This is a genomic window from Serinicoccus shuyuelongi, assembly GCF_045032955.1.
Lineage (GTDB): Bacteria > Actinomycetota > Actinomycetes > Actinomycetales > Dermatophilaceae > Ornithinicoccus.
On sequence record NZ_JBJFZU010000003.1, the window covers coordinates 276,970 to 303,448 of the forward strand.

Sequence of the window (26,479 nt, forward strand, 5' to 3'; positions counted from 1 at the left end):
CAAGGAAAGAGGAACGCGCATGGGATCGACGAAGACCACACAGCGCCTACGCACCGTCGCCGCGGGAGTCGCCGTCGCCTTGCTGGCCGCGGGCTGTTCCGGGGGCGGCGACGACTCGGCCGATGGTGCAGGTGCGGCCGAGGAGGGATACGAAGAGGTGATCGACGTCAACTTCGGGTACATCCCCGACTTCAACGGCACCAGCCTGCTCGCCATCGCCGAGGACCAGGGGTTGTGGGCCAAGTACGGCATCGAGGTGACCACGACGTCGTTCACGAACGGGCCCCTGCAGATCCAGGCCCTCGGCACCGGGGACCTCGACTTCGGCTACATCGGCCCGGGAGCCATGTGGCTGCCCGCCTCGGGGCAGGCCAAGGTGATCGCCATCAACACCCTCGGTCAGGCCGACCGCGTCGTGGCCCAGCCGGGCATCACCTCGGTCGAGGACCTCCGGGGCAAGACCGTGGCCTTCCCGGAGGGCACGTCCGGTGACATGATCCTGACCCTTGCCCTGGAGGAGGCGGGCATGACCAAGGACGACATCGAAGCCGTCCCGATGGAGCCTTCCTCCATCGTCGCGGCGCTCTCGTCCCAGCAGGTCGACGGTGCAGGCTTCTGGTACCCGGCCCTGTCGACGGTCGAGGAGCAGGTCCCTGACCTGGTGACCCTTGCCGAGAACAGCGACTTCGAGGCCACCGTCGCCTTCCCCACGGCGTTCGTCGCCGGCAACGCCGTGGTCGAGGACGAGGAGGAGAAGGTCGACAGGGTGCTCAAGGTGATCCGCGAAGCCATCGAGTTCCGTGCCGAGAGCACCGACGAGGCGATCCAGCTCACCGCCGACTTCCTGACGATCGATGCCGCGCAGGTCGAGGCGGATGCCGGGAACGTCCAGATCCTCTCGTTGGAGGAGCTCGACACGCTCACCGAGGACGGGACGGTCGACACCTGGCTCACGGGGATGAGCGACTACTTCGTGGGTGCAGGCATGCTGGAGACCGAGGCGGACCCCGCTGACTTCTACACCGGTGACCTCTTCGTCGGGGCCGGTGAGTAGGCACCCATGACGCCGAGGAACATCCTCTTCCTGATGACCGACCAGCACCGGGCGGACACCCTCGGTGCCTACGGCAACGAGGTGGCCTCCACGCCGGTGCTGGACGAGCTGGCCCGCACCGGCACCCGTTTCGACCGCTGGTACACACCGACGGCGATCTGCACCCCGGCGCGGGCCAGCCTGCTGACCGGTCAGGCTCCCTTCCGTCACCGGGTGCTCGCCAACCACGAGCGGAACGTGGGGTACCTCGAGGATCTTGCCGAGGGGACGTTCACCTTCGTCGAGGCGCTGCGGGAGCAGGGCTACAACACCGGCCTGGTGGGCAAGTGGCACGCGGGCACGGAGCGGAAGGCCGCCGACTTCGGGTTCGACGGGCCCGACCTGCCGGGGTGGCACAACCCCGTGGACAACGAGGACTACCTCGCGTTCCTGCGCGAACGGGACCTCCCGCCGTACGAGATCAGCGACCGCGTCCGTGGCACCCTGCCCAACGGCGGACCGGGCAACCTGCTGGCCGCCCGGCTGCACCAGCCGGTGGAGGCGACCTTCGAGTACTACCTCGCCACCCGCGCCATCGAGCTGCTGGAGAGGTATGCGCTCGAGGGCGAGCAGGACGGCACGCCCTTCTTCCTCGAGCTGAGCTTCTTCGGACCGCACCTGCCGTACATCGTGCCCGACGCGTACTTCGACATGTTCGACCCGGAGCTGGTCGAGCTGCCGGCGTCGATCTCGGAGACGTTCGAGGGCAAGCCGCCCGTGCAACGCAACTACAGCGCGCACTGGACGTTCGACACGATGCCGATCGAGGTCACCCGCAAGCTGATCGCCGTCTACTGGGGCTACGTCACCCTGATCGACGAGCAGATCGGCCGGGTGATGGAGGCGATGGAGCGGCTGGGCCTCAGCGACGAGACGGCCGTGTTCTTCACCTGTGACCACGGCGAGTTCACCGGCTCGCACCGGCTGCACGACAAGGGCCCGGCGATGTACGAGGACATCTATCGGACCCCGGGCATCATCCGGGTGCCGGGTGCTCCCCGGGGCCAGGTGCGGACGGAGTTCGTCAGCCTGCTGGACGCCACCGCGACCATCCTCGACCTGGCAGGCATCGACCAGAGCCAGGCCGTGGACTCACGCAGCCTTCTCCCGATGGTCCGGGGCGAGGAGCAGCCGGAGTGGGCGGAGGACATCGTGTGCGAGTTCCACGGGCATCATTTCCCCTACCCGCAACGGATGCTCCGCAACGACCGGCACAAGCTCGTCGTCAACCCGGACTCGGTGAACGAGCTCTACGACCTGCTCGAGGATCCGGACGAGATGGTCAACCTCTACGAGTCCGCCGAGATGGACGTGGTGCGTCGACAGATGCTGCAGCGGTTGTACGGACTGCTGCGTGAGCGGGGGGACAACTTCTACCACTGGATGACGACGATGTACGACGTCGGTGAGGTCGACTACGACCCCACCCAGTCAGGGTTGGACGAGACGAGCTATCGCGGCGAGGGGTCATCCGTGTGAAGGTGCCGATCCAGGAGGTGCAGCCATGAGTGAGGCCCCCCGCAGACCGAACATCGTCATCATCCTGACCGACGACCACGCGTCGCAGGCGATCAGCACGTACGGATCGCTGGTGAACAGGACGCCACGGATCGATGAGATCGCTGAACGCGGGGTGCGCTTCGAGAGCTGTTTCGCGACCAACGCGCTGTGCTCACCCTCGCGGGCATCGATCCTGACCGGGACCTACAGCCACATCAACGGGGTGACCACGCTGGTCACCCCGCTCGATGCCGGCCAGCCGACGTTCATCTCCGAGCTCAAGGCGGCCGGTTACCGCACCGCGATGGTGGGCAAGTGGCACATGGGCGAAGGGGAGCGCAGCATCCCCCAGGGTTTCGACTACTGGGACATCCTGATCGGCAGCGGTGGGCAGGGTGAGTACTGGGACCCGCTGTTCCTCTCCGCCGAGGGTGAGCACGTGGTCGAGGGGTATGCCACGGACCGGATCACCGAGATGGCGATGCAGTGGGCGGATGCCCAGGAGGGTGAGGAGCCGTGGTGCGTGCTGATCTGGCACAAGGCGCCGCACCGCCCGTGGCAGCCGCACCCTCGGCACGCCGGTCTCTACTCGGGTGCCGTCCCGGTGCCCGAGACGTTCACCGACGACTACGCGACCCGGTCCTCGTCGGTGCGACGGGCACGGCTGCGCCTGGCCGACAACCTCAACCTCGACGACCTGAAGGAGTCCCCACCCGAGGGCCTCGGCTACGAGGAGTCGGCGCTGTGGAAGTACCAGCGCTTCATGGAGGACTACCTGCGCTGCGTCGAGGCCGTGGACGAGAACGTGGGTCGGGTGATCGACTGGCTCACGGAGCGCGGTGACGTCGACGACACCCTGCTGATGTATGCCTCCGACCAGGGCTTCTTCCTCGGTGAGCACGGGTGGTTCGACAAGCGGTTCATGTTCGAGGAGTCGCTGCGTATGCCGATGGTGCTGAGCTATCCGCGTCGCATCGCGCCGGGAACGGTGCACGAGGGGATCGTCACCAACGTGGACGTCGCCCAGAGCCTGCTGGAGGCCGCCGGGGTCCCGAGTCCTGCACGGATGCAGGGCAGGAGCTTCTGGGCCGATCTGACCGACGGGGAACCGGAGGAGCCGCCCGCGACGGGGATGTACTACCGGTACTGGGAGCACGACGACGCCTTCCACCAGGCTCCAGCCCACTACGGCTACCGGACCGAGCGTCACAAGCTCATCTACTACTACAACGACGGTCTCGGGCTACCGGGCACGGGCGCGTTCACCTATCCCGGCGAGTGGGAGCTCTACGACCTGCTGGAGGACCCCGCAGAGCTGAACAACGTGGCTCACGACCCGCGGTATGCCGCGGTTCGCGCGGACCTGGCCGAGCGGATGCGGGCCGAGCAGGAGAGGCTCGGCGACGTGCCGCACCCGTCGGAAGCCTCCTCGTGACCACACCAGCAGGTGGTGACTGAAACACGCAACTCATGCTTGATCTGCGCAGTCTCTGCTGACAGACTGCCGGGGTGCCGGGCAACGACGCCCGGTCGTCACGGTGAGGAACATGCACATGGACCTACAGCTCCTCCTGGCGCTCTTCCTGGGGATCGCGGTCATCGTCGTCGTGGTGCTGCGCACCCGGCTGGACGCCTTCGTCGGCCTGCTGCTGGCGGGCCTGGTCACCGGCGTCGTCGCCGGGCAGCCCCTGAACGGGATCGTCACCTCGATCACCAACGGGTTCGGCTCGACCCTGGGCAGCATCGGGATCGTCATCGGCCTCGGTGTCGCGATCGGCAAGATCCTCGAGGTCTCCGGTGCCGCCGACGCCCTGGCCCGGGCCTTCCTGGGCGCCTTCGGCAAGGGCCGTGAGGACTGGGCGATGGGCAGCGTCGGGGCCCTGGTCTCGGTGCCCGTCTTCTGCGACTCCGGCTACGTCATCATGAACCCGCTCGCCCGCTCCATCGCGAGGGTCAAGCGGGGTGGCTACGTCACCCTGGCCCTGGCCCTGGGCTGCGGTATGACGCTCACCCACCACCTCGTCCCGCCGACGCCAGGACCGCTGGCCGCGACCGGCCTGCTCGGCGCCGACCTCGGCCTCGTCATCGTCACCGGACTCGCGTTCACCGTCCTGCTGCTACCCGTCGTCGTGGTCTACGCGCGCTGGATCGGGCCGAAGCTCGAGGACGAGATCGTCCCAGCGGTGCGTGACCTGGTCTACCCGGACGGTCGTCGGGCCGCCGTGCCGCACTCCTCGGGTGGCGCAGGCAGCGCCGGTGCCGACAGCCACACAGGCACCGACACCGACACCGACACCGACACCGATGGCGAGGTCGAGACCGACGCCGCGTCGGCATACGACCTGGGCGAGCCCCCGGCGGGCGCGAAGCCGCACCGGGTCGGTGCCCTGCTCGGCTCGCTGCCGCTGCTGGTCCCGCTGGTGCTGATCATCCTCAACACCGTCACCGCGGCCGTCGACCGGCAGAACCAGGGCGCCCTGGCCGGTGACTACACCCCCAGCGACTGGGCCGTCCCCTTCGCCTTCGTCGGCAACCCGGTGGTCGCCCTGCTGGTCGGCACCATCCTCGCGGTCTACGTGCTGCTGCCCCGGTGGACGCCGCGCACCAAGGTCCAGGGCTGGTTCGCCGACGCGGCCGCCTCCGCCGGCCTGATCCTGCTGATCACCGGCGCCGGCGGGGCCTTCGGTCAGGTGCTGCGGGACTCCGGGGTCGGCGACGCGCTCGCCGAGGCCGTCGCCGCGACCGCGCTCCCGGCCTTCCTGGTGCCCTTCGTCATCGCCACGGTGGTCCGGATCGCCCAGGGGTCCGGCACCGTCGCGATGATCACGGCCGCCTCGGTGACCGCGCCGATCGTGGGCACCCTCGGCATCGATCCGGTCGTCGCCGTCCTGGCCTGCACCGCCGGGTCGATGGTGCTGAGCTACTTCAACGACTCCTACTTCTGGGTCGTCACCCGCTTCACCGGGCTCGAGGGCACCGCGGCGCTGAAGGGCTGGTCCGGCATCACGACGGCCGTCTGGGCGGCCTCGATCCCGCTGCTGGTCATCCTCAACCTGATCATGGGCTGAGGCCGTGGCGCGCGTCCTCGTCGTCGCGGACGACCTCACCGGGGCCAACGCCTGCGCGGCCGGCTTCGCCCGGGAGGGCCTGCGGGCGGTCACCCTGGGCCAGCACGCGCAGTGGGGCACGATCGCCGAGTTCCACCCCCGCTTCGACACGATCGTGGTGACCACCGACTCCCGCCACCTACCCCCGGACACGGTCCGGGAGAGGGTGCGCAGGGCGGTCCGGGCCGGGTGGCCGGTGGAGCTGCTCAGCACCCGTGTCGACACCACCCTGCGGGGCAACCTGGGACCGGCGACCGAGGCCATGCTGGTCCAGGCGCGGGAGCTGGCCGAGGGACCGGTCGTCGCCCTGTGCCAGGTCGCGCACCCGGCCGCCGAGCGGGTGACCGTCGACGGGCACCAGCTCCTGCGCGGGGAGCTCCTCGAGCACACCGAGCTTGCCCACGACCCGCGCGCGCCGGTGGACACCTCGGACGTCGCGCAGGTGCTGCGCCGGGGGAGCGACCTGGTGGTGGGCTCCGTCCCGCTGCGCCTGGTCACCGGCGCCACAGAGGACCTGGTCGCCGAGATCGCCCGGCTGGTCCGCGACGGCGTGGACGTCGTGGTCGCGGACGCGCTCACCGAGGAGCATCTGGACCGGGTCGCGGCGGCCGCGCTCCAGGCGACCGGTGCCGGCGAGGGGAGGTCGGAGGGCGTCTCCGTGCGGTGGATCTCGGTGGACGCGGGCCCGGGCGCCCTGGCACTGGCCAGGGCCCTCGGCCTGGGGTCCTCGGCGCCCACCCAGCCGCGGCTGGTGGTCTCCGGGTCCGCCACCGAGCTGACCCGTCGACAGCTGGCCCGGCTGGTCGCCGAACGCCCCTGCCGCACGGTCGCGCCGGTGCTGCGTCCGGACTCTGCGGTGCCCGACGTCGACGCCACCGTGCCGCGGGTCGTCGAGGCTGTGCAGGCCGCCGGACCCGACGAGATCGTCGTGCTGGCCACCGTGCTGGACGACACCGACCTGCGGACGCTGCAGGACGGCGAGGAGGCGGAGCTGCCCGCCGCGCTGGGGCGGTGCACCCGGCGGGTGCTGCAGGAGGTGAGCGTCGACGGCCTCTTCACCACCGGCGGCGACGTGACCGCCGCGGTGCTGCGCGAGCTCGACGGCCAGGGCATCGAGGTGGAGGGCGAGGTGGTCCCGCTGGCGGTCGCCGGCGAGGTCGTCTCCGGACCCTGGGCGGGTATGCCGGTGGTCACCAAGGGTGGTCTCATCGGTGACGACCGCACCACCATCGCGTGCCTGGACCGGCTGGACGTCCTCGCCCGGGCCCGCGCCCGCTCGGTCCGCAGCGCCGCCTCCCGGGAGCCGCTGTGAGAAGCCTTGACCACGCATACCCGAACGCCCAGACATCCCCCGACGCACAGACATACCCGCACACCCACCGAGCCGGCCCCTGGGCCGGAAGGAGATGACCGAGATGACCGCTCCCGCCCCCGTACTGGCCCTGACCCTCGGTGACCCCGCGGGCATCGGCCCCGAGATCACCGCCGCCACCCTCGCCGAGTTCGCCGGGTCCGACGACCACCACGGGATCGCCGTCGGCGACCGCGTCGCGCTGGACCGGGCGGTGCAGGCCCTCGGTCTCGACGTCGAGGTGCGCACCGTGACCGGCTGGGACACCCCGTCCGCCGGTGCCGGCGTGATCGACGTCCTCGACACGGGGGTGCTCGGCGACCGACCCGTCGAGTGGGGCGCTGTCGACGAGCGCGCCGGCCGCGCCGCGGTGACCGCGATCGAGGTGGCCACCAGGGCGGCCCTCGAGCAGCAGGTCGCGGGCATCGTCACCGGACCCATCAACAAGGAGGCGGTCTGGGCCGCGGGCAGCGAGCACCTCGGGCATACCGAGATGCTCGGCGAGCTCACCGGCGTCACGAAGCAGGACACCATGTTCGTCGTCCGCAACGACGAGCACGGCGGCCACCACCTGCGGGTCTTCTTCGCCACCCGGCACATGTCGCTGCGCAAGGCGCTGGACGCGATCACCGTCGAGACCCAGGTCGAGTCCATCCGCAGGGCGCACCGCGCGCTGCAGGTCTTCGGGGTGGACGAGCCCCGGCTGGCGACCGCCGCGATCAACCCGCACGGCGGCGAGAACGGCGCCTTCGGCGACGAGGAGATCGAGATCCTGCGGCCCGCCGTGGAGCAGGTCAACGCCGCCGGGATGTCCGTCAGCGGCCCCATCCCGGCCGACTCGGTCTTCCACCACGGCCTCATCGGCCGCTACGACGGGGTGCTCTCGCAGTACCACGACCAGGGCCACATCGCCGCCAAGACCTACGACTTCGACGGCACCATCTCGGTGACCGTGGGGTTGCCGATCCTGCGCACCTCGGTGGACCACGGCACCGCCTTCGACATCGCGGGGAGTGGCCAGGCCGACCATGGCACGATGCGTTCGGCCTATCTCGCGGCGGTGGAGTATGCCCCGTTCGTCGCCGGGATCCGGGCCGAGTACCTCCCCGGCTGAAGGGGGACCGGATGGCGGAGCCGGCACGGTGGGTGAGCACCCACCAGCGTCACGAGCAGTTGCTGCACCTGCTCCGGGCCGGGGTGGTGCGGGTCGAGGACCTCGCCGCCCGCACGGAGGTGTCGGAGTCGACGGTGCGCCGTGACCTGGCACGCCTCGAGGACGAGGGGCTGGTCGCGCGCACCTACGGGGGTGCGCGGCCGGCGGCCCCCTTCCGGGAGGTCGCCCTCGCCGAGCGGATGACCCAGGAGGTGGCTGCCAAGGCACGGATCGGCGCGGCCGCCGCGGCCCTGGTGCGGGACGGCGCGACGGTCTTCGTGGACGCCGGGTCCACCTGCGCGCAGCTCGTGGAACGGCTCCGGGAGCACCAGGGGCTCACGGTCGTCACCCGTGGGCTGGAGATCGCACTGCGGTTGGCCGAGCTCGACATCGAGACGGTCGTGGTGGGCGGTCGGGTCTCCGCCGGCAGCCACGGCACGAGCGGGTCCATCGCCCTGTTCGTGATGGAACGGCTCGCGGTGGACGTCGCCTTCCTGGGCTGCGACGCCGTCCATCCGACCCGGGGGGTGGGCGAGCCCACCCTGGAGGAGGCGGCGACCAAGGAGGCCGTCGCCCGCCAGGCCCGGCGCACGGTGGTGCTCGCCCACGCGGACAAGCTCGGTGCCTCCACGGTGCCCGCCTGGGGTGCACTGACCACCGGATGGACCCTGGTGACCGACGAGACCGGGCCTGAGCGGCTCGACCCCTACCGGCAGGCCGGGGTCGAGGTGCTCCCGGCGGGTGCCGACCAGGATCGACTCCTCGATGGACCGTGAGGCGCGGGAGCGGCTCCGGGCAGCCGCGGCGGCGGGGGAGCGGCTCGCCCCGGTGGCCGCACGGGTACGGGCGCACCGGGCGGCCACCCGGGGGCAGGCACGACGGGCGGCGGACGCGCTGGGTCGGCGGGTTGTTCGGGTGCGGCCGCCCGGTGAGCCCGGCTGGCAGGTGCTGGCGCTCGGCGACGACGACGCCGTGCCGCTGGGGGAGCTGGCCGCCGACCGGGCGCTGACCCCGGTCACGACCGAGGGTGAGGAGCTGCTGAGTTTCCTGGACGAGGAGGTCCCGGGTCTGCTGCGGCGTGCGCGGGCCCTGCTGGGCGTGCGCCGGTTCCTCACCCTCCCCGCCCGCCGGGACGAGGCCCGGGCCGCGGCCGACCTCCTGCTGCGGGACGAGCGGGAATGGGCGTCCCCGGCGACGGACGCGTGGCTGGAGCGCCTCGACGCGCAGGGGAGGGAGCCCGCGCTGCCGCTCGCCCTGACCTCCGCCCTGGACCCGGCGGTCGGGCTGCGCCCGCTGCTCACGGGGGCTACCCGCGACCACCCGCACCGCACCGTCGCGCACGAACGGGTCGTGGCCCTGCCCGACGGCGCGGCCGGTGACCTGGCCAAGGTCCGGGCGGTCGGCACCGTCATCATCCGGGCGCAGCAGGCGAGGGACGCGGCGGTCGGGGCCGGTGACGCGGTGCGCGGCGCCGCCGCGGACCTGCTCCTCTCCGGTATGCCCGTGGACCGGCTCCGGGAGGCCACCGGGGAGCGGCTGCGGATCGGTGCGCTGCGGGAGGCCGGGATCACCACGGTGGGGCAGGTCCTTGACCGGTCCGGGGACCTGACGGGCCTGCCCGGGGTCGGGGCGGTCACCGCCCGCCGGATGCTCGGTGCCGCACAGGCGCTCCGGACGCTCGCGCTGCAGGACGCGGTCGTCCGGCCCGACCCGCACCGGCGCTTCCCGGAGGTCGCCGCCCTGCTGAGGGCGCTGCATACCTGGGAGGTGCTGAGACAGGCGGCGCGTGCGGGCGACGTCGTCGCCCGTGCCCAGGCGCTGGAGGCCGTCGCTGCTGCGGTGCGCACCGGGGCCACCCGGACCACCCACCTGGCGGTCGTCGGCGACACACCGGAGGCGACCGCGCCCGAGCTGCTCCGGTTGCGCGACGAGGTGCTCGGTGCGGCGGACCAGCTCGCGGCGGAGATGGAGGGGGCCACCGGGACCGACCCGTGGGCGGACTTCCTCGACCGGCCCGCCGTCTACTTCTCGTTGCTGTCCGAGCTGGGGCTGATCGAGGAGACCGGCACCTACGGCGACGTCCCGGACGACGTGGTCGAGGCGGTGCGCGAGCAGGAGCTGGACGCCACCCACCTGCGCGTCTCGCTGCGCGGCTACCAGGCGTTCGCGGCCCGGTTCGCGCTGGTCCAGCGCAAGGTGATCATCGGCGACGAGATGGGGCTGGGCAAGACCGTCGAGGCGCTCGCCGTGCTGGCGCACCGGGTGAGCGACGGGGGCAGGTGGTTCCTGGTCGTCTGTCCGGCGGCGGTGATCAGCAGCTGGGTGCGGGAGATCGCGGACAAGACCGCGCTGGCCCCGCGGCGGCTGCACGGCGCGGACCGGGAGGAGGAGCTCGGGCGCTGGCGTGCGGAGGGTGGTGTGGCGGTCACCAGCTACAGCACGCTGGCCGGCCTGTGGGACGAGCTGGACGGCTTCGAGGTCGACGCGCTGGTCGTCGACGAGGCCCACTACGTCAAGAACCCCGGGGCGGGGCGCTCGCGGCGGGTCGCCGCCCTGGTCCGGCGCACCGAGCACGTGATGCTGCTCACCGGGACGCCGATGGAGAACAGGGTGTCCGAGTTCGCGACGCTCGTGGGGTACCTGCGTCCGGACCTGCTCGGGGGTGGCGGCCGCGACGGCGACGGCGGCGACGGCGACGGACTCCGGGACCACCTCGGACCGGTCGAGTTCCGGGCCCGGGTGGCGCCGGTATACCTGCGACGCAACACCGAGGACGTCCTGGTGGAGCTGCCGGACCTGGTTGAGGTGCAGGAGTGGCTGGAGTTCACCGACGTGGACCGGGCCGCCTACCGGGAGGCGGTGGAGCAGGGGCGGTTCATGGCGATGCGCCAGGCCGCGTTCCGGGCCGGAGCCGCCTCGGCGAAGGGGGAACGGCTGATCGAGATCGTCGAGGAGGCCGAGGAGAACGGCCGCCGGGTGCTGGTGTTCTCGTACTTCCGTGACGTGCTCGAGCAGGTCGCCGCCATGCTCCCGGGGAGGGTCTTCGGCCCGCTCACCGGGTCGGTGGCGCCGGACGAGAGGCAGCGCGTCGTCGACGAGTTCTCGCGCACGGCGGACGGCGGCGGCTCGGTGCTCGTCGCCCAGATTCAGGCGGTGGGGGTGGGACTCAACATCCAGGCCGCCTCGGTGGTGGTCCTCTGCGAGCCGCAGCTGAAGCCGACCACCGAGTGGCAGGCGATCGCCCGGGCGCGCAGGATGGGCCAGCTGGAGTCGGTGCAGGTGCACCGGCTGCTGGCCGAGGACAGCGTCGACGAGCGGCTCGTCGAGCTGCTGTCCGGGAAGAGCCGGACCTTCGACAGCTTCGCGAGGGTCAGCGAGACCGCGCAGAACGCGCCGGAGGCCTACGACCTCAGCGAGGCGGACCTGGTCCGGCGTGTGCTGGCGGCCGAGCAGGAGCGGCTGCTCGGCGCTCCCTGAGCGGTCGGGCGGAGCACGTCGAGTGCTGAGTGCCGCGGCGCGGTGAGGGTGCGGGCGGTTGTCCACAGGCGGCGTGTCGCCGACGCGGGGTTCGAACACATGTACTAGAATGATGGTATCGAGAAGCCCAGGGGGGTGACATGCGATGGCGACGCAGCCGATCGAGGAAGGGCCGGGCAGGCCCGGAGGTCACGGGCCTGGTGCTGGGGTGGGTCAGGACCATGGCGACCTGGCAACGCTTCTGGAGCGGGTGGGCACCCTGCAGTCGGGGGTGCGGGGGATGGGCGCCGGTGAGTGCCTGGAGGTGTTGGAGGCGTTGCACCGGTTGGGTGGGGTGGTGGACGCGGTGCGGGTGGACGTGATCGCGCAGCTCGCGGCGCGCACGGGTGAGGACCTGCTGGCCCGGGCTGGGGTCGGTGAGCCGGGGGAGCTGTCGCCCACGGGCAGGGAGCGGTGGCGGGCGAGGTGCAAGTCGGTGGCGGCGACCGAGGTCGCGGCGTTGACGGGGATGGGCAGGTGGCGTGCCCGCCAACTCGTCGCGGTCGCGCTGGCACCGAAAGCCGTGTCCGGCCCGGTGCGGGAAGGTCTGGTCGCGGGCGTCGTCACGTGGGGGCAGGTCGAGCACTTCTGGCGCCGCGCCGGGTCACTGCCGCACGAGCACGCCGCGGACGTCGCGACAGCGTTGTTCGCGACCGACACCACGGCGGACAAGGTCGCCGTCGAACGCCTCACCACCACCAGCCCGGACGACACCGCAGACGGTGCTGGTGGTGGTGGGATCAGCAGGCAGCCGTGGCCGGCCAAGGTGTACGTCGAAGCCCTCGAACGAGAGGTGACCCGCGCCCAGGGACGCGACCCCGCCGCAGACGCCGCCCACCGGGCGCAGGTGCATCAGGCGAGGTGCGCGTACGGGGTCATCGATGATGACGGCACCGGCCAGGTCATCATCACCGGCGACGCCGCCTCGACCGCCGCGTGCGTGGACCGCCTTCATGTCCTGGCCCGTCGGGCACGCCTGGCCGGGGACGGGCGCACCGAGTCACAGCTACGCTCCGACATCGCCCGTGCCCTGCTCCTGCACGGCACCCTGCCCCTGCCCGACCTCGCCCACCATCCGCGCCCTCACGGCGACGGCTCGCACGGTGACCTCGGCGACGACTATGGGCTGGATACGGACGATGACCTGAGCGGGCTCATCACACCGGAGGAGATCGCGTCCCTGGCCCAGATCATCTCCGGCACCCCGACCTACGACCTACAGGTCGTCATCCCCTGGGATGCCACGACCAACACCGCAGCCGTGTCGGTGCCTTGCTGTCGCTGCACAGGCCGAACAGGACTCGCCGTCCCAGCCATAGCCGATGAAGCGGTACATCCGAGCACCATGGCATTCGATCCGCTCCAGCAGCGCCGGTCGACTTCACCCTTGCCATCAGATCCACCCACACCACCCGATCCGGGCGCAGACGTCATCCCGGGGGTCGGTCGGTTAGTGGGCAGGTTCCCGAGGTTCTTCACCACCGGGCAGATGAGACAGATGGTGCTGGCGCCGGGGACCACGTTGCACCGGGTGCTCACCGACCCCGCCGACGGGCGCTGCCTGGAACGAAGCATCGCCCGGTACACCCCCGACACGGCGATGCGCACCCAGGTCGCCGCAGCGGACCTGCTCTCCCGAGCCCCCGGCCAAACCCTGCCCGTCAGAGACGGCCAGCTCGACCACGTCCACGAATACCTGCTCGGCGGGGCCACCACCGAAGCGAACCTGCAAGGCCTGGACACCGTGTTCCACGCGATGAAGACGCAGAAGTTCTGGCACGCCCAGATCGATACCACCCGGCACGTGACCTGGACCTCCTTCTTCGACCGCACCTACCGCACCCGCGCCCACGACTACACCCAATACCTCACCACAGGCACCACCCACACCGTGGACGGCGACACCGAGAGTGTCGACCTGCACGAGGATCCGCAGGTCGAAAAAGACACCAGACCACGCCCCGGGCGCCCCCTCAGCGCGGATGCCCGACGACACCTCGCCTCCCTGCTCGTCTACGCCGCTCTCGCCGCCCGCCAACGGGGCGCGCCCCTCGAGGCACGCGACGACGACCCCGACAGCGACACCGACCTCATCGGCCCCATCACCGACGCCCACAGGTCCATCCAGCTGCGCCATACCCACACCCGCGACCGCCGCCGCACCACGGGAGCCCACCCCGGCACCCCCACCCCCGAACACTTCGTCCAGCACACCCCCGAGACCATCCTCGGAGCCGAGCACTGGACCGACCCCTTCACCGGACGAGACACCACCGGCAGCGCCGACGACACTCGACACCAGGCCTGGCGCGACGAACCCCCACCCTTCTGACACTGGTCCGGCGGCCCCGGGCGTCCCGGGGCCGCCGCTCGTCACCCGTGCCTCAGACGGCAACCTCTCCGCACAGGTGCACGGCCAGTCCCAGCCGCTCGAACAGCGCCGCCTTGGCGACCAGGGCGCGGTCCGCGCTCTCGGCGCCATCGGCATACGCGATCTGGACGTGGTTGGCCTTGTGCCGGGCCATGAACTGGTCGCGGTCCACGCCGTGGTGCACGACGTGCGCGATCGGCCACTCCGGGTTCGTCGCGTCCTTGCGGCGCTGCGTCTCCTCCTCCGGCAGCTCGACCACGGAGGCCCGGCCGATGTCCACGTGCAGCTCACCCGCCACCAGGTAGACCCGCGACCAGACCAGCTCGCCCGGCTTGCTGACCCCGTTGATCGTCGCGCCACCGGCGGGGAAGAAGACGTTGCCCTGGCGCCAGCCCTCGGCACCGGCATACCCGTCGGCGAAGTGCGAGGGGGGGACCGAGCCGGAGATCTCGTAGACCCAGACGAACTGGTCCTCCCACTCCTGTCCCCAGCGCACGTCGTGCAGCGTGGTCGCCGGGTCCAGGCCCATCGCGGTCCACACCCGGTTCGTCACCAGCGCGTCGATGGCGGCACCCTCGTCGACCTCGTTGAAGTGCGGCAGCGGCGCACCCTCGTAGAGCACCCGCGAGCCGTCACGGCTGGTGACCGGCGGCCGCGCCACGTTGTTGAGGATGCCCTCAGCCAGGTCGGACGCGGGCGAGAGGTCCTTGAGCCCCTGCTGGTACTGGATGCCCACGGCGTCCAGCCCGAAGTCGTCGCTGATCCGCAGCGCCGCGACATACATCTTGTACTGCCAGGTCAGCTGCTCCTCGGTGAGCTCGGTGTCCGGGTCGGTGCCGGTCCGGAAGGTCATCCCCGCCTCGGTCAGCCAGCTTCCCACCGCGGCCGCCTCCTCCTCGGGAACCCTGTTCATCTCCGCCCACAGGGCGCTCTGGCTGAGCCGCTCCTTGTAGATCCCGATCGGGTTGAGGATCTCGTCGTCGATGATCCCGTTGTACATCCCCATGCAGCCCTCGTCGAAGACGCCGATGATCGCCTTCTCGTGCAGCAGCTGCTCGGCCAGGGCCACCCCGAGGTCACGCTCGGCGGAGGCGGGCAGCTCGGGCAGGTCGCGAACGTGGCTGGCGTCGTGCTCGATCGTCCCGGTGCGCAGCCAGATGGCCACCCCGTCCCGGAACCACGCGTCGGTCCCGTCGACCGTCCAGATCGTCGAGTAGTCCTTGCCCATCTTCGTCAGCCCGGCGTTCAGCCCCAGCAGCCCCACCAGTCCCGGCCACTGACCGGCGAAGTTCGCCACCGTCAGGATCGGCCCCTCGTGCGTGCGCAGCCCGGCCAGCACGTGGTGGCTGTACTGCCAGATGGCCTCGGCCACGATCAACGGCGCGGTCCGCGGGATCCCGGCGAAGACTTCCAGACCCATCCGCTGGCTGGAGATGAAGCCGTGCCCGGTCCCAGGATCCACCGGGTGAGCGCGCTGCACGGTCCAGCCCTGCTCGGTGAGCGCGTCGGCCAGGTACTGCTCGAGCTGCACCTGGGTCGGCCAGCCGGCGACGTTCGCGGACTCGCGCAGGTCGCCGCTGGCCACGAGGTATGCCGTCCGCTCGGGAGCGGTGGGAACGGTCGCCGGCGTCGGCATCAGGTAGGTGCTCATCAAGGTCTCCTGTCGGTGGTGCTCGGAAGGGGGGTGGAGTTCGGATCGCTGCTGGGAAGGGGGGTGCTGCGCTGCAGGTCGGCGAGGGTGTGCGCGATCTCGCGGGTCGCGGGGTAGAGGTCCCGGTAGGCGGCGTAGAGCCGGTCGTAGGTCTCCCGCGTGCTCGGGTCGTGCCGGACGACGACCTCGGTGGGGTTCCACGCGGTGATGTCGGGTGCGCCGCCGCTGTCGTCGCCGTCGCCGTCACTGTCACCGCTGCCGCTGCCGCTGCCGCTGCCGCTAGCCACCGCGGTCGCGGCCAACCAGGCGGCGCCGTAGCTGGCGCCGATGCTGGTGCGGCGCACGACCTGCTCCAACCCGGTGACGTCGCTGACGATCTGGGTCCACAGCCCGCCCTGGGTGCCGCCGCCGACGGCGACCACCCGGTCGATCGGGACCCCGGCCTCGCGCAGCGCCTCGACGTTGTGCCGGACCCCGAAGGCGGTGGCCTCCAGCATCGCCCGGTAGAGGTCGCCGCGGGTGTGCGACAGGGTCAGCCCGGCCAGCACGCCCCGGGCGTCCGGGTCCTGCACAGGGGTGCGTTCACCGGCGAAGTAAGGCAGCGCCAGCAGCCCGTGCGCACCGGCAGGGGAGAGCGCGGCCTCGGCCAGCAGCGTCTCGTAGGGCACGTCCCCGGCGAGCTCGCGCACCCAGGCGGTCAGCGCCCCCGAGGTGGCCATCCCGCCGGCCAGGTTGAAGGTCCCGGGCAGCGCGCCGGTGGTGCCCCACATCACCGGTGAGGCCACCGGCGCGGTGCCGGTGGCGATGAGGAAGAGGGTGGTCCCGTACATCAGCATCAGGTCGCCCGGCTGCTGGGCGCCGACGCTCAGCGCCTCGGTCCAGGCGTCGATGGTGCCGGCGACCACGGGTGTCCCCGCCGGGATCCCCGCCACCGGCTCCCTCATGGTGCCGACCTGCTCGGCGGGCCAGCGCAGCGGCGGCAGCTCCAGGTGCTCGGCGACCAGGGGCGCCCAGTCCGCGTGCCACTCCTGGGTATGCCGGTCCAGCAGCGGGGTGCACTGGCTCGCCGAGTGCCGGTCCAGCACGTACTCGCCGGTCAGCCGGTAGGCCAACCAGGACGCGGGCATGAACAGCCGCCGCGCCCGGGCCCAGGCCTCCGGCTCGTGCTCGGCGACCCAGCGCAGCTTCGGGCCCACCGCCTGGGTGGTCAGGACGCTGCCCGAGCCCTCCATCACGACCTCCGGCCCGCCCAGCTGCTCGTGCAGCGAGATGATCTGCTCACCGGCCCGGGTGTCGACGCCGTAGAGGATCGCCGGGCGCACCGGTACGTCGTCCTCGTCGGTGAGCAGCACGCACGGGCCCATCCCGCTGACCCCCACCCCCAGCACGACGAGGTCACCCGGCGTCGACGACCCGGCGGTCGGGGCGTCCCCCCGGGCATACCCGGGCCCCTGCGGCGCGTCCCCGGTGAGCTCCTCGGCGATCTGCCGGAACTCCTCCCACCAGAGCTCCCCGTCCATCTCCACCTGGCCCGGTGCGGGTCGCGAGACCCGGTGCTCGCGTACCGCGCTGCGCAGCACCTCGCCGTCGGGGGAGACGAGCACCCCCTTGCTGCTCGAGGTGCCGATGTCCACCCCGAGGTAGCAGGGAACCCCCGTCGCCGTGTCGTCCGTCGGGATGTCTCCTGCGGTCATCGGGCGTCTCCTCCGGTCAGCAGGCGGGTCAACGGTTCGGGCGTCGTCGGGTCCAGCACCACCCGGCGGGGCTCGCCCGTCATGCCCTGCAGGCGCTCGACGAACATCTGCGCGGCCCGGACCCCCATCTCCCGGGGGCGCAGCGACATCGTCACCGCGCCGGGGACGTCCGAGGTGATGAACGGCAGGTCACCGATCACGGAGACCTGCGGCGCGCCCCGTCCGGCTCCTGCGGACAGTGCTCGCAGCAGCCCTACCCCGACCATGTTGTTGGTGGCCACCACGGCGTCCGGCGGCTCGGGCAGGTCCAGCAGCTCGAGCATCGCGGTCCGCCCCCCGTCGACCCGGTAGGTGGCGTAGCGCAGCAGCTCCGGGTCCGGCGTGCAGCCGGCCGCGCTCAGGGCGTGGGCCCAGCCGTCGGCGCGGTCCCGCGCGGTGCTGGTCTCGTGCGGGCCGGTGATGCAGGCGACCCGGCGGTGACCCTGGGCGAGCAGGTGCTCGGTCGCGATCCGGCCCAGCGCGTGGTTGTCGAGCACCACGTGGTCCAGCGGGGCGTCCACCAGGCGGTCGATGACCACGATCGTGCGGCCCTTGCGCAGCAGCGGATCCAGCCGCGGCTCCGGCCCGGCTGGTGCCAGGATGAGCCCGGCCATCTGCTCCTGCGAGGCGACCTCGACGTAGCGCGCCTCCTTGGCGGGGTCGTCGTCGCTGTTGCACAGCACCAGCGACAGCCCGGCCTCCCGGGTGACGTCCTCCACCCCCCGGGCCACCGCGGTGAAGAACGGGTTCTCCACGTCCGGGACCACCAGGGCCAGCACGTCGCTGTAGCGGCGGCGCAGCGAGCGTGCCGTCCGGTCCATCGTGTAGTCGAGCTCGGCAGCGGCGAGCCGGACCGCCTCGGCCACCTCCTCGGAGACCGGTTTGCCGCTCAGCGCGCGGGAGACGGTGGCGGTCGAGACCCCGGCCAGGGTCGCCACCTGGGCCATCGTGGCCATCAGCCGAGCCGTCGGACGGCATCCTCGATCAGCTGGCGGGTCGCGGCGTCCGGTGCCTCGATCGCCATCCGGGTGGAGGTGTCGGTGACGCCGAGCACCCGGTAGGCCTCCTTCATCCGGGCGATGTCGCCGGCGATGACGTCGCAGGCCTCGTCGACGTCCGCCTGGGCCCGCGCCCGCGCGTCGGCGTCGTCACCGTCGGCCGCGGCGGCTGCCGCCCGGAACGGCTTGGGCAGCACCGAGGAGACCCCGGACACGACGCCCTGGGCGCCGACCCCGGCGACGGCCAGGATGTCCCGGTCCGCGCCGGTGTAGATCTGGAAGTCGTCCGGCACCGCGCCCCGGTATGCCTGGAGCTGCTCCAGCGGCTCCTCGCTCACCTTCGCGCCGACCACGTTCGGGAGCTGCGCCAACCGGGCCATCAGCTCGGTGGAGACGCTGTTGCCGCTGCGCCGGGCGTAGGCATACACGAAGATGTCCAGGCCCTCCGAGGCCGCGTCCACGGTGCTGAAGAAGTCGAGCATCGCGGCGTCGGTGGCGGGCAGGTAGTACGGGGTGAGCAGGGCGATCTCGGTGGCCCCGGCGGCCCGGGCCTGCTCGACCAGCTGCAGCACCTCGAAGACACTGGGCGCGCCGACGTGCACGATGACGCGCATCCGGTCGGCGAGGATCTCCATCGCGGCCTCCACGACCTGGCCGCGCTCGGCGACGGTGAGCGCCGCGAACTCGCCCGTGGTGCCCAGGATGAAGGCGCCCTCGTTCCCGGAGCGACCGATGTGCTCGAGGATGGCGCGCGAGCCCTCGAGGTCCAGCGACCCGTCGGGGTGGAAGGCGGTCGGGGTGGCGGTGATGATGCTGGGGCGCGTCATGTCAGTCCTTTCGGGACGGGGCGTCGGAAGAGGAGGTGTGATCCGTGGGTGAGGTCGCATCGACGGGTGAGGTCCGTCCGCGGCGCCGGGCGAGCAGCGAGCGCAGCACCGGCCAGAGCAGGGAGAGCACGGCCATCAGCAGCAGGCCGAGCGAGATCGGGCTCCACACCTCGAAGAACGAGCGGTTCCCGGACAGCACCAGGGTGCGGGCCAGGTTCTCCTCGGCGATCGGGCCCAGGATCAGGCCGAGGACGACCGGTCCGGCGGGGATGCCGACCCGCTTGAACACCAGCCCGATCAGCCCGAACAGCAGCATGGTGCCGACGGTGAAGACGTTGTTGCTGGTGGCGAAGGTGCCGACCACGCAGAAGATGAGGATGGTCGGCCACAGGATGTGGTTGGGCGTGTCCAGCAGCTTGACCATGCCGCGCAGCCGGGCCAGGCTCGCGACCAGCGAGATCAGGGTGGCCAGCACCATGATCGCCGCGATGCTGACCAACAGGTCGGGCTGCTCGGTGAACAGTCGCGGACCGGGCTGCAGGCCCCATATCAGCATCGAGCCGATCATCACGGCCATCACCGAGTCACCCGGGATGCCGAGCGCCATGGTGGTGGTCAGCGAACCGCCGAGGGTCGCGCTGGAGGCGGTGTCCGAGGCGACCACGCCCTCGATGTTGCCCTTGCCGAAGGTGTCGCCTGTCGTGGACGCGCGGCGGGCGCGGTCCCAGCCGATCAGCCCGGCGATGTCGCCGCCCGCGGCGGGCACCAGGCCGACCGCGGTGCCGACCCCGGCACCGATCCCGAACGGCTTGGCCGAACGGCGGATCTCGGCCCTGTTGGGCCACCAGCGGCCCAGCGACGAGATCGGCTTCACCTTGTGCTCGTGCGCGGTGAGCATCTGGTCGAAGAGCTCGGCGACGCCGAAGAGGCCGATGATGACCGCGATGAAGCTGAAGCCGTCCTGAGCGAGGTTGATGTTGCCGAAGGTGAAGCGGCTGTCACCGGTCGCGCTGTAGAGCCCTACGGTGCCGAGCAGCAGCCCGAAGGCACCGGCCAGGACGCCCTTGAGCATGGACCGGCTGGACACCCCGATCATCACGGTGAGGCCGAAGATGACCAGCGCGAACAGCTCGGGGGAGCGGAAGTAGTTGCGGGCCACCGTCGCCACCGGGATGGCGGCGACGACGAAGAGCACCATGCTGACCAGGATCGCCAGCGCCGAGACCAGCGCGGACATCGTCAGGGCCAGCCCCGCCTCTCCCTTCTTGGCCATCGGGTAGCCGTCGAAGGTGGTGGCGATGGAGGCCGGGGTGCCCGGGGTGTTGATGAGGATGGCGGGGATCCGGTCGCCGAAGTTGGCGGCGACGTAGATGGTGAGCAGCACCGCCAGCCCGGGCACCGGGTCCATGGTCAGCGTGAAGCCGGCCGCGAGCGCGACCGCCATGGTGGCGGTGACCCCGGGGAAGGCGCCGACCAGCAGGCCCAGGAAGAGGCCGATGAGCATCGAGGTGGCGACCTCGAGGCTGAGCAGCGCGGTGAGCCCCTCGGCGACGGCGTTCACAGGGGGATCCTCAGCAGGACCCCGAACAGGCCGTAGGTCAGGGCGGCGGTGAGCACCGGGAAGAGCAGCAGCGACTGCCAGGTCCTGGCCCCGTAGAGCCAGGCGAGGGCCGCGAGCAGCAGGGCACTGGCATACGGGAAGACGCGCAGCTCGTAGCCGAGCAGCACCACCTCGCGCAGCTCCCACACCGCGATGAAGGCGATCGTCAGCACCAGCGTCAGGCCCAGCTGCAGCGGGCCCCCCGAGCGGATCCGCTCCAGGTCGTCCCGCGGGTCGGCGGCCCGGAGCAGGACGATGACGAGGCGTCCGAGGGCGGCGGCCAGACCGGCTCCGGCGAGGAGGGTGGGCCAGAACCGGGCGTCGATCTGCCCGGGCCCCGCCTCCCGCCGGAGCTCGATCTGCTGGGCGAGCACGAGCGCCGTGCCCATGAGGACCGCCCCGGCGACCGCCACGGCGATCTCCATGGCGCGCGAGGGCGCCGGCGGGGTGTCGTCCGGTCCGGGCTGTTCCCCGACCATCTCTGTGCCGTCCACCGCCCTCGCGTCCACGGCGACGTGCTCGCTGCTCATGCTCAGTCGCCCAGCAGGCCCTGGAAGGTGTCGAACTCGTCGTTGACGAACGAGCCGAACTCCTCGGAGTCGCGGTAGACGACGAGGTTGCCGGCGTTCTCCTGGAAGTCCTGGTAGGACTCGGTCTCGACGGCCTCGGCGACGGCCTCCTCGAGGGTGGCGGCGATCTCCTCGTCCACCTCGCCCTGGGTGTAGATGCCGCCCCAGCCGCCGAACTCGACGGCGGTGCCGACCTCCTCCTCGACGGTGGGCACGTCGGGCAGGTCGCGGTGCCGCTCGTCGTGCATGACGCCGAGGACCCGGACGGCGTCGCCCTGGGCGAGCGCCTCACCGGCACCGGAGACCGCGGCCTCGACCTCGCCGGAGGCGGCGGCCGAGACGGCGGTGGCCCCGCCGTCGTAGGCGACCGGGGCGAACTGGGTGCCGACGGCGTCGTTCATCCCGAGGGTGGCCGCCTCCCAGATCGAGCCGGCGCCGGAGTTGGCGACGCTGACCTCGCCGGCGGTGGCGGCGTCGACCAGGTCCTGCAGCGTCTCGTACTCGGAGTCGGCCGCGACGCTGATGACCCCGGGGGCCAGCATGATCTGACCGACGAAGGTGTAGTTCTCGGGCATCACGTCGGCGCCCTGGGTGGTGTTGAGCATGGCGATCTCCACCGGGCCGAAGCCGATGACGGTGCCGTCGGCCTCCTGGTCGGCGACGTACTCCATGGCGATGGCGCCGGAGGCGCCGGGCATGTTCTCCGGGATCACGCTGACGCCGAGGATGTCCTCGAGCTCGGTGGCCAGCGCGCGGCTGGACAGGTCCGAGCCACCGCCCGGGTCGGCCTGGATGATCAGCCGGATGTCGTCGGTGGGGTAGTCGGCCGCGTCGCCCTCGCCGTCGTCGGCCGGGGTGCACCCGGCAGCGGTGAGCGCGATGAGGGCGGCGCCGACCCCGAGGGTGCGGGGCATACGGGAAAGGGACATGGTCAGACTCCTTTGTGAGACCGGGCGGGATGTCCGGGATCGAGTGCAATCGATTACATGCAAGTGAACACGGGGTCACCGAAGCGATGTAATCGATTGCACGTCACGGTATGCCGACCTTGCCCGGTCTGTCAACAGCGCCCCACCGGGCGCAGCGCGTGGGCCCTGCAGCAACCACAGGCGACGCTCGGTCGAGTATGGGGAGGCCCGGGTCAGGGGAGGACGGCGCCCTGGTCGGGGTAGGACGGCTGGGCGCCATGGTGCTGCACGGCGTAGGCGCCGACCCGCACCGCATGGCTGACCGCCTCCGGCAGGTCGTCACCCTGCAGCAGCCGCGCCGCGAGGGCCCCGGTGAAGGCGTCACCGGCGCCGGTGGTGTCGACCACGGACACCTGCGGGCTCGGGTGCGAGGTCGGTCGCGGGAGGTCGTCGGCCGCCTCTGCCGCCCCAGCGGCCCCGCTCGAGGTCGCTCCCGCACGGCGGGCCACCACCGCACCGGCCCCGCCGAGGGTGATGACCACCGAGCGCATCCCGGCCCCGAGCAGTGCGGTGGCGAGCGCACCGGGCGGCCCGGCGGCGACCTCCGGGCCCAGCCCCAGCTCCCCGGCGGCCAGCGCGGCCTCGTGCTCGTTCACCACCACCGGGTCGGCCAGGGTGAGCACGTCGACGTCGACGCTGGACCAGGGGGCGACGTTGAAGATCGTCCGTATGCCCCGCTCGGCAGCCGCCCGTACGGCCGCCTCGGTGGTCTCTCGGCGCAGCTCGCCCTGGAGCAGCAGCAGGTCCTCGGCCGCCATCGCGGCGACCGCGTCCCGGACCTGTTCCGGCCCCACCTCGGCGTTGGCGCCGGGGATGACGACGATGGTGTTCTCCCCGTCCGCACTGACGGTGATGACGGCCAGCCCGGTGCGCACCTGCGGCAGCGCGCCCACCTGCGTCAGGTCCACCCCGGCAGCCCGCAACGACGCCAGCGCCACGTCGGCGTCGGGGTCCTCGCCGACGGCCCCGACGAAGCTCACGTGCGCCCCCTGGAGCGCGGCGGCGAGCGCCTGGTTCGCGCCCTTGCCACCGGGGGAGCGTTCCCCGCCGGTGCCGAGCAGCGTCTCGCCCGGGGCGGGGTGGCGCTCGACGTGCGCGAAGAGGTCGACGTTGGTGGACCCGACGACCAGCAGCCGGCCGGTCATGCCCGGCTCGCCTCCGCGAGCAGCTCCAGCACGTGCCGGTACGGCTGGCCGGTAGCCCGGGTCATCCCGATCTCGCAGGTGCGGTTGGAGGACACGAAGCCGGGTTCGTCTGTGCGGTTCTCGGCGGTGCGCGGGGAAGCGGTCTCAGCACGGGGAGGCGTCACCCGGGCGACGATACCCGCGACCTCCGCCGCCTCCGCCGCGGTGGCCGAGGCGGTGAGCTCGGGGTGCAGCAGCCCGCGGTCACCGGCGAACGCGCAGCAGCCCCAGGACACCGGCACCACCACGTCGCTGGACACCGCCCGGGCGAGCGCCACCAGGGCCTCGGTGCTCCCAGCGCGCTCCGAGGAGCAGGTCGGGTGCACCACCAGGGTGCGGTCGCTGCGCCGCACGGTGAGCCGCGGCAGCACAGTCTCCCGGACGAAGTCGACGGCGTCCACCACCCGCAGCTCCGGTGCCCGCTCGGCGAGCATCACCACCAGGCCCTCGACGCACGAGGAGGCCTCCACCACGACCGGCAGCCTGCCCCCCTCGGTGGCCCGGCGCAGGGCACGGACCACGCGGGTCGCCATCACGGCATACCCGGTGCTCATGCCCTTGGACTTCCACGGGGTCCCGCAGCACAGGCCACCGAGCCCCTCGGGGGTGCGCAGCGGCACGTCCGCGCGCACGCACAGGTCCACCAGGGCGCCGGCGGCCCCGGAGCCGAGGTCACCGGTGTGCCCGCCGGGCTCGGTGCCGAACATCTCGCCGATGCAGGTGCTGAAGAGCACCGCCGCGGGGGAGTCCGGGTCCAGCTCCTGGCGCCGGGTGCCGCCCCCGGGCAGCCGGCCGTCGTAGAGCGGCACGGTGTCGGTGCCGGCCACTGCCCGCACCACCCGGGTGGCGGCGACCGGGAGACCCGAGGGCAGCAGCTTCGCGGTGCTCAGCGCCAGCCCGCCGAGCGGGCCGACGGTGCCCCAGGCCCGGGCCGCCCCGGCCCAGGCGGCGTCCACGACCCGCCCCGCGGACTCGCGGCGCAGCCGGCGGGTCAGGTCGCCGGTGTCGATGAGGACCGGGCAGGCGCTCTGGCACATGCCGTCCACGGCGCAGGTCTGGTTGCCGTCGTAGTCGTAGTCCCGTTCCAGGGAGTCGGCGAGGGCGTGGTCGCCGGCCTCCCGCGCGGTCTGGATGTCGCGGCGCACCACGATCCGCTGCCGCGGGGTGAGGGTCAGGTCCTTCGACGGGCAGACCGGCTCGCAGTAGCCGCACTCCACGCACCGGTCGACCTCCTCCTCGACCCGGGGGGAGGGTTTGAGGTCCTGCAGGTATGACGTCGGCTCGTCCGAGAGGACCGCCGCCGGGTTGAGCAGCCCGCGCGGGTCGATGAGCCGCTTCACATCCCACATGACGGCGTAGAGCTCGTCCCCGTACTGCCGGCGCACGAAGGGGGCCATGATCCGGCCGGTGCCGTGCTCGGCCTTGAGCGAACCGCCGCGGCCCAGGACCAGGTCGACCATGTCCTCGGTGAAGGCCTCGTAGCGGCGCATCGAGGCCGGGTCGTCGAAGCGCTCGTTGAGCATGAAGTGGACGTTGCCGTCGCGGGCGTGCCCGAAGATCACCGAGTCCTGGTAGTCGTGCGCGGCGAACAGCTCGGTGAGCGCCACGCAGGTCTCGCCGAGCACGTCGACGCCGACGACGACGTCCTCCAGCAGGGCGTTGGTGCCCGCCGGCCGCGCACCGGCCACCGCCGAGAAGAGGCCCTTGCGGACCTTCCACAGCCCGGCCCGCTGACCGGTGTCCCGGGTGAGCCGGGCCGGGGCGGTCAGCGGCAGCATGTCCAGGGTGGGGGCCGCCGCCGCCAGCGCGGCGTCCAGCTCGTCGCCGGTGCCGCCCTGCCACTCGACCAGCAGCGCGGCGTGCTCGTCCACGCCGAGCGCCGCGATCTGCGGTGGGCACCGAGGGTCCTGCTGGGCCACCCGCAGCGAGGCAGCGTCGAGCAGCTCGGCGGTCGCGACGTCGGTGCCGGCCAGCGCGGGCACCGAGCCGGTGGCCTCGCCGATGGTGTCGAAGACGAGCAGCCCGGTGGCGACCTCCGGGTGCACCGGGACGGTCGCCAGCACGGCGGAGGCGACGAACCCGAGGGTGCCCTCGCTGCCGACCATCAGGTGCACCAGCATGTCCAGCGGCCGCTCGAAGTCGAGGAGCGCGTTGATCCCGTAACCCATGGTGTTCTTCATCGAGAACAGCCGCTCGATGGTGGCCACCGAGGCCGGGTCGGCGAGCACCCGGCGGCGCAGCGCCAGCAGCCCGGCCACCAGCTCCGGCTCCCGGGCCGCCAGCTCGGCCTCGGCGTCCGGGGCGCCCGAGTCGATGACGGTGCCCGAGGGCAGCACGAAGGTCATCGACTCCAGGGTGGCGTAGGTGTTGAGCTCGGTGCCGCAGTGCATACCGCTGGAGTTGTTGGCGATGACGCCGCCGAGCGTGCAGGCGCCCTCGCTGGCCGGGTCCGGCCCGAGCTTGCGGTGGTAGGGCGCGAGCCGGGCGTTCACCGCGCGCACCGTCACCCCCGGCTGGACCAGGACCCGCGCCCCGCCGTCCAGGACCTGCACGTCGGTGAAGTGGCGGCGGGTGTCGACCAGCACCGCGTCGGTGATCGCCTGCCCGGACAGGCTGGTGCCGCCGGAGCGGAAGGTGATCGGCGCGCCGACCCGGTCGCAGGCGGCCATCACCGCGGCCACCTGGTCGGTCGAGGTGGGGCGGACCAGCAGCTCCGGGGTCAGCAGGTAGTGCGAGGCGTCGTGCGCCAGCGCGTGCAGGTCCAGCGGGCGCCGGCTGACGGTGCCCGCCCCCAGCTCCGTGGCGAGGGAGCCCTCCAGCCGGCTCCAGGGGATCTCCAGGGTCGTCCGCGGCACGCC

18 protein-coding genes are annotated in these 26,479 nt (G+C 72.1%); 9 read left to right on the plus strand and 9 right to left on the minus strand.

Annotation, left to right across the window (positions count from 1 at the left end):
• The first annotated feature begins 19 nt into the window (after positions 1–19).
• The 9 genes from ACI3EY_RS05705 (at position 20) to ACI3EY_RS05745 (ending at position 14,052) form a co-directional block, all read left to right on the plus strand.
• Positions 20–1,054, plus strand: coding sequence for an aliphatic sulfonate ABC transporter substrate-binding protein (locus ACI3EY_RS05705; RefSeq protein WP_405039713.1), 1,035 nt, complete (start codon positions 20–22; stop codon positions 1,052–1,054).
• 6 nt (positions 1,055–1,060) lie between these two features.
• Complete coding sequence (locus tag ACI3EY_RS05710) at positions 1,061–2,572, plus strand: sulfatase-like hydrolase/transferase (protein WP_405039714.1); 1,512 nt, start codon at positions 1,061–1,063, stop codon at positions 2,570–2,572.
• A 25-nt stretch (positions 2,573–2,597) separates the two neighbouring features.
• Complete coding sequence (locus tag ACI3EY_RS05715) at positions 2,598–4,028, plus strand: sulfatase family protein (RefSeq protein WP_405039715.1); 1,431 nt, start codon at positions 2,598–2,600, stop codon at positions 4,026–4,028.
• 118 nt (positions 4,029–4,146) lie between these two features.
• Positions 4,147–5,661, plus strand: a complete 1,515-nt coding sequence (locus tag ACI3EY_RS05720; RefSeq protein ID WP_405039810.1) for a GntP family permease — start codon at positions 4,147–4,149, stop codon at positions 5,659–5,661.
• A gap of 4 nt (positions 5,662–5,665) precedes the next feature.
• Positions 5,666–7,012 carry a four-carbon acid sugar kinase family protein gene (locus ACI3EY_RS05725; RefSeq protein ID WP_405039716.1) on the plus strand — a complete coding sequence of 449 codons (1,347 nt, stop codon included), beginning with the start codon at positions 5,666–5,668 and terminating at the stop codon, positions 7,010–7,012.
• 103 nt (positions 7,013–7,115) lie between these two features.
• On the plus strand, positions 7,116–8,165 hold the full coding sequence (gene pdxA, locus ACI3EY_RS05730; RefSeq protein ID WP_405037920.1) for a 4-hydroxythreonine-4-phosphate dehydrogenase PdxA: 1,050 nt from the start codon (positions 7,116–7,118) through the stop codon (positions 8,163–8,165).
• Between the two features lie 11 nt (positions 8,166–8,176).
• Positions 8,177–8,980 carry a DeoR/GlpR family DNA-binding transcription regulator gene (locus tag ACI3EY_RS05735; protein ID WP_405039717.1) on the plus strand — a complete coding sequence of 268 codons (804 nt, stop codon included), beginning with the start codon at positions 8,177–8,179 and terminating at the stop codon, positions 8,978–8,980.
• Positions 8,946–11,681 carry a DEAD/DEAH box helicase gene (locus tag ACI3EY_RS05740; protein WP_405039718.1) on the plus strand — a complete coding sequence of 912 codons (2,736 nt, stop codon included), beginning with the start codon at positions 8,946–8,948 and terminating at the stop codon, positions 11,679–11,681. Before ACI3EY_RS05735 ends, ACI3EY_RS05740 begins: the two co-directional genes overlap by 35 nt.
• A gap of 208 nt (positions 11,682–11,889) precedes the next feature.
• A complete protein-coding gene (locus tag ACI3EY_RS05745; RefSeq protein ID WP_405039719.1) occupies positions 11,890–14,052 on the plus strand; it encodes a hypothetical protein in 2,163 nt (720 codons plus the stop codon).
• 52 nt (positions 14,053–14,104) lie between these two features.
• Here the strand turns inward: ACI3EY_RS05745 and ACI3EY_RS05750 are convergent, their stop codons facing one another.
• From ACI3EY_RS05750 to ACI3EY_RS05790, 9 genes are all read right to left on the minus strand, one after another.
• Positions 14,105–15,742, minus strand: a complete 1,638-nt coding sequence (locus ACI3EY_RS05750) for a fucose isomerase (protein WP_405039720.1) — start codon at positions 15,740–15,742, stop codon at positions 14,105–14,107.
• Positions 15,742–17,436: an FGGY-family carbohydrate kinase gene (locus tag ACI3EY_RS05755; protein ID WP_405039721.1), complete on the minus strand. Its 1,695-nt coding sequence runs from the start codon at positions 17,434–17,436 to the stop codon at positions 15,742–15,744. The genes ACI3EY_RS05750 and ACI3EY_RS05755 overlap by 1 nt, the downstream gene beginning before the upstream one ends.
• The gene (locus tag ACI3EY_RS05760) at positions 17,433–18,431 is read right to left on the minus strand and encodes a LacI family DNA-binding transcriptional regulator (protein WP_405039722.1); all 999 of its coding nucleotides are present in this window, start codon (positions 18,429–18,431) and stop codon (positions 17,433–17,435) included. Before ACI3EY_RS05760 ends, ACI3EY_RS05755 begins: the two co-directional genes overlap by 4 nt.
• Entirely contained in the window at positions 18,431–19,300 is an 870-nt protein-coding gene (locus ACI3EY_RS05765; RefSeq protein ID WP_405039723.1) for a dihydrodipicolinate synthase family protein, read from the minus strand. Before ACI3EY_RS05765 ends, ACI3EY_RS05760 begins: the two co-directional genes overlap by 1 nt.
• Position 19,301: 1 nt before the next feature.
• Positions 19,302–20,861, minus strand: a complete 1,560-nt coding sequence (locus tag ACI3EY_RS05770) for a tripartite tricarboxylate transporter permease (RefSeq protein WP_405039724.1) — start codon at positions 20,859–20,861, stop codon at positions 19,302–19,304.
• Complete coding sequence (locus ACI3EY_RS05775) at positions 20,858–21,430, minus strand: tripartite tricarboxylate transporter TctB family protein (protein WP_405039725.1); 573 nt, start codon at positions 21,428–21,430, stop codon at positions 20,858–20,860. Before ACI3EY_RS05775 ends, ACI3EY_RS05770 begins: the two co-directional genes overlap by 4 nt.
• A 2-nt stretch (positions 21,431–21,432) precedes the next feature.
• Entirely contained in the window at positions 21,433–22,398 is a 966-nt protein-coding gene (locus ACI3EY_RS05780) for a Bug family tripartite tricarboxylate transporter substrate binding protein (RefSeq protein WP_405039726.1), read from the minus strand.
• A gap of 212 nt (positions 22,399–22,610) precedes the next feature.
• Complete coding sequence (locus ACI3EY_RS05785; RefSeq protein WP_405037938.1) at positions 22,611–23,582, minus strand: ribokinase; 972 nt, start codon at positions 23,580–23,582, stop codon at positions 22,611–22,613.
• A complete protein-coding gene (locus tag ACI3EY_RS05790) occupies positions 23,579–26,476 on the minus strand; it encodes an FAD-binding and (Fe-S)-binding domain-containing protein (protein ID WP_405039727.1) in 2,898 nt (965 codons plus the stop codon). The genes ACI3EY_RS05785 and ACI3EY_RS05790 overlap by 4 nt, the downstream gene beginning before the upstream one ends.
• Positions 26,477–26,479: the final 3 nt, after the last annotated feature.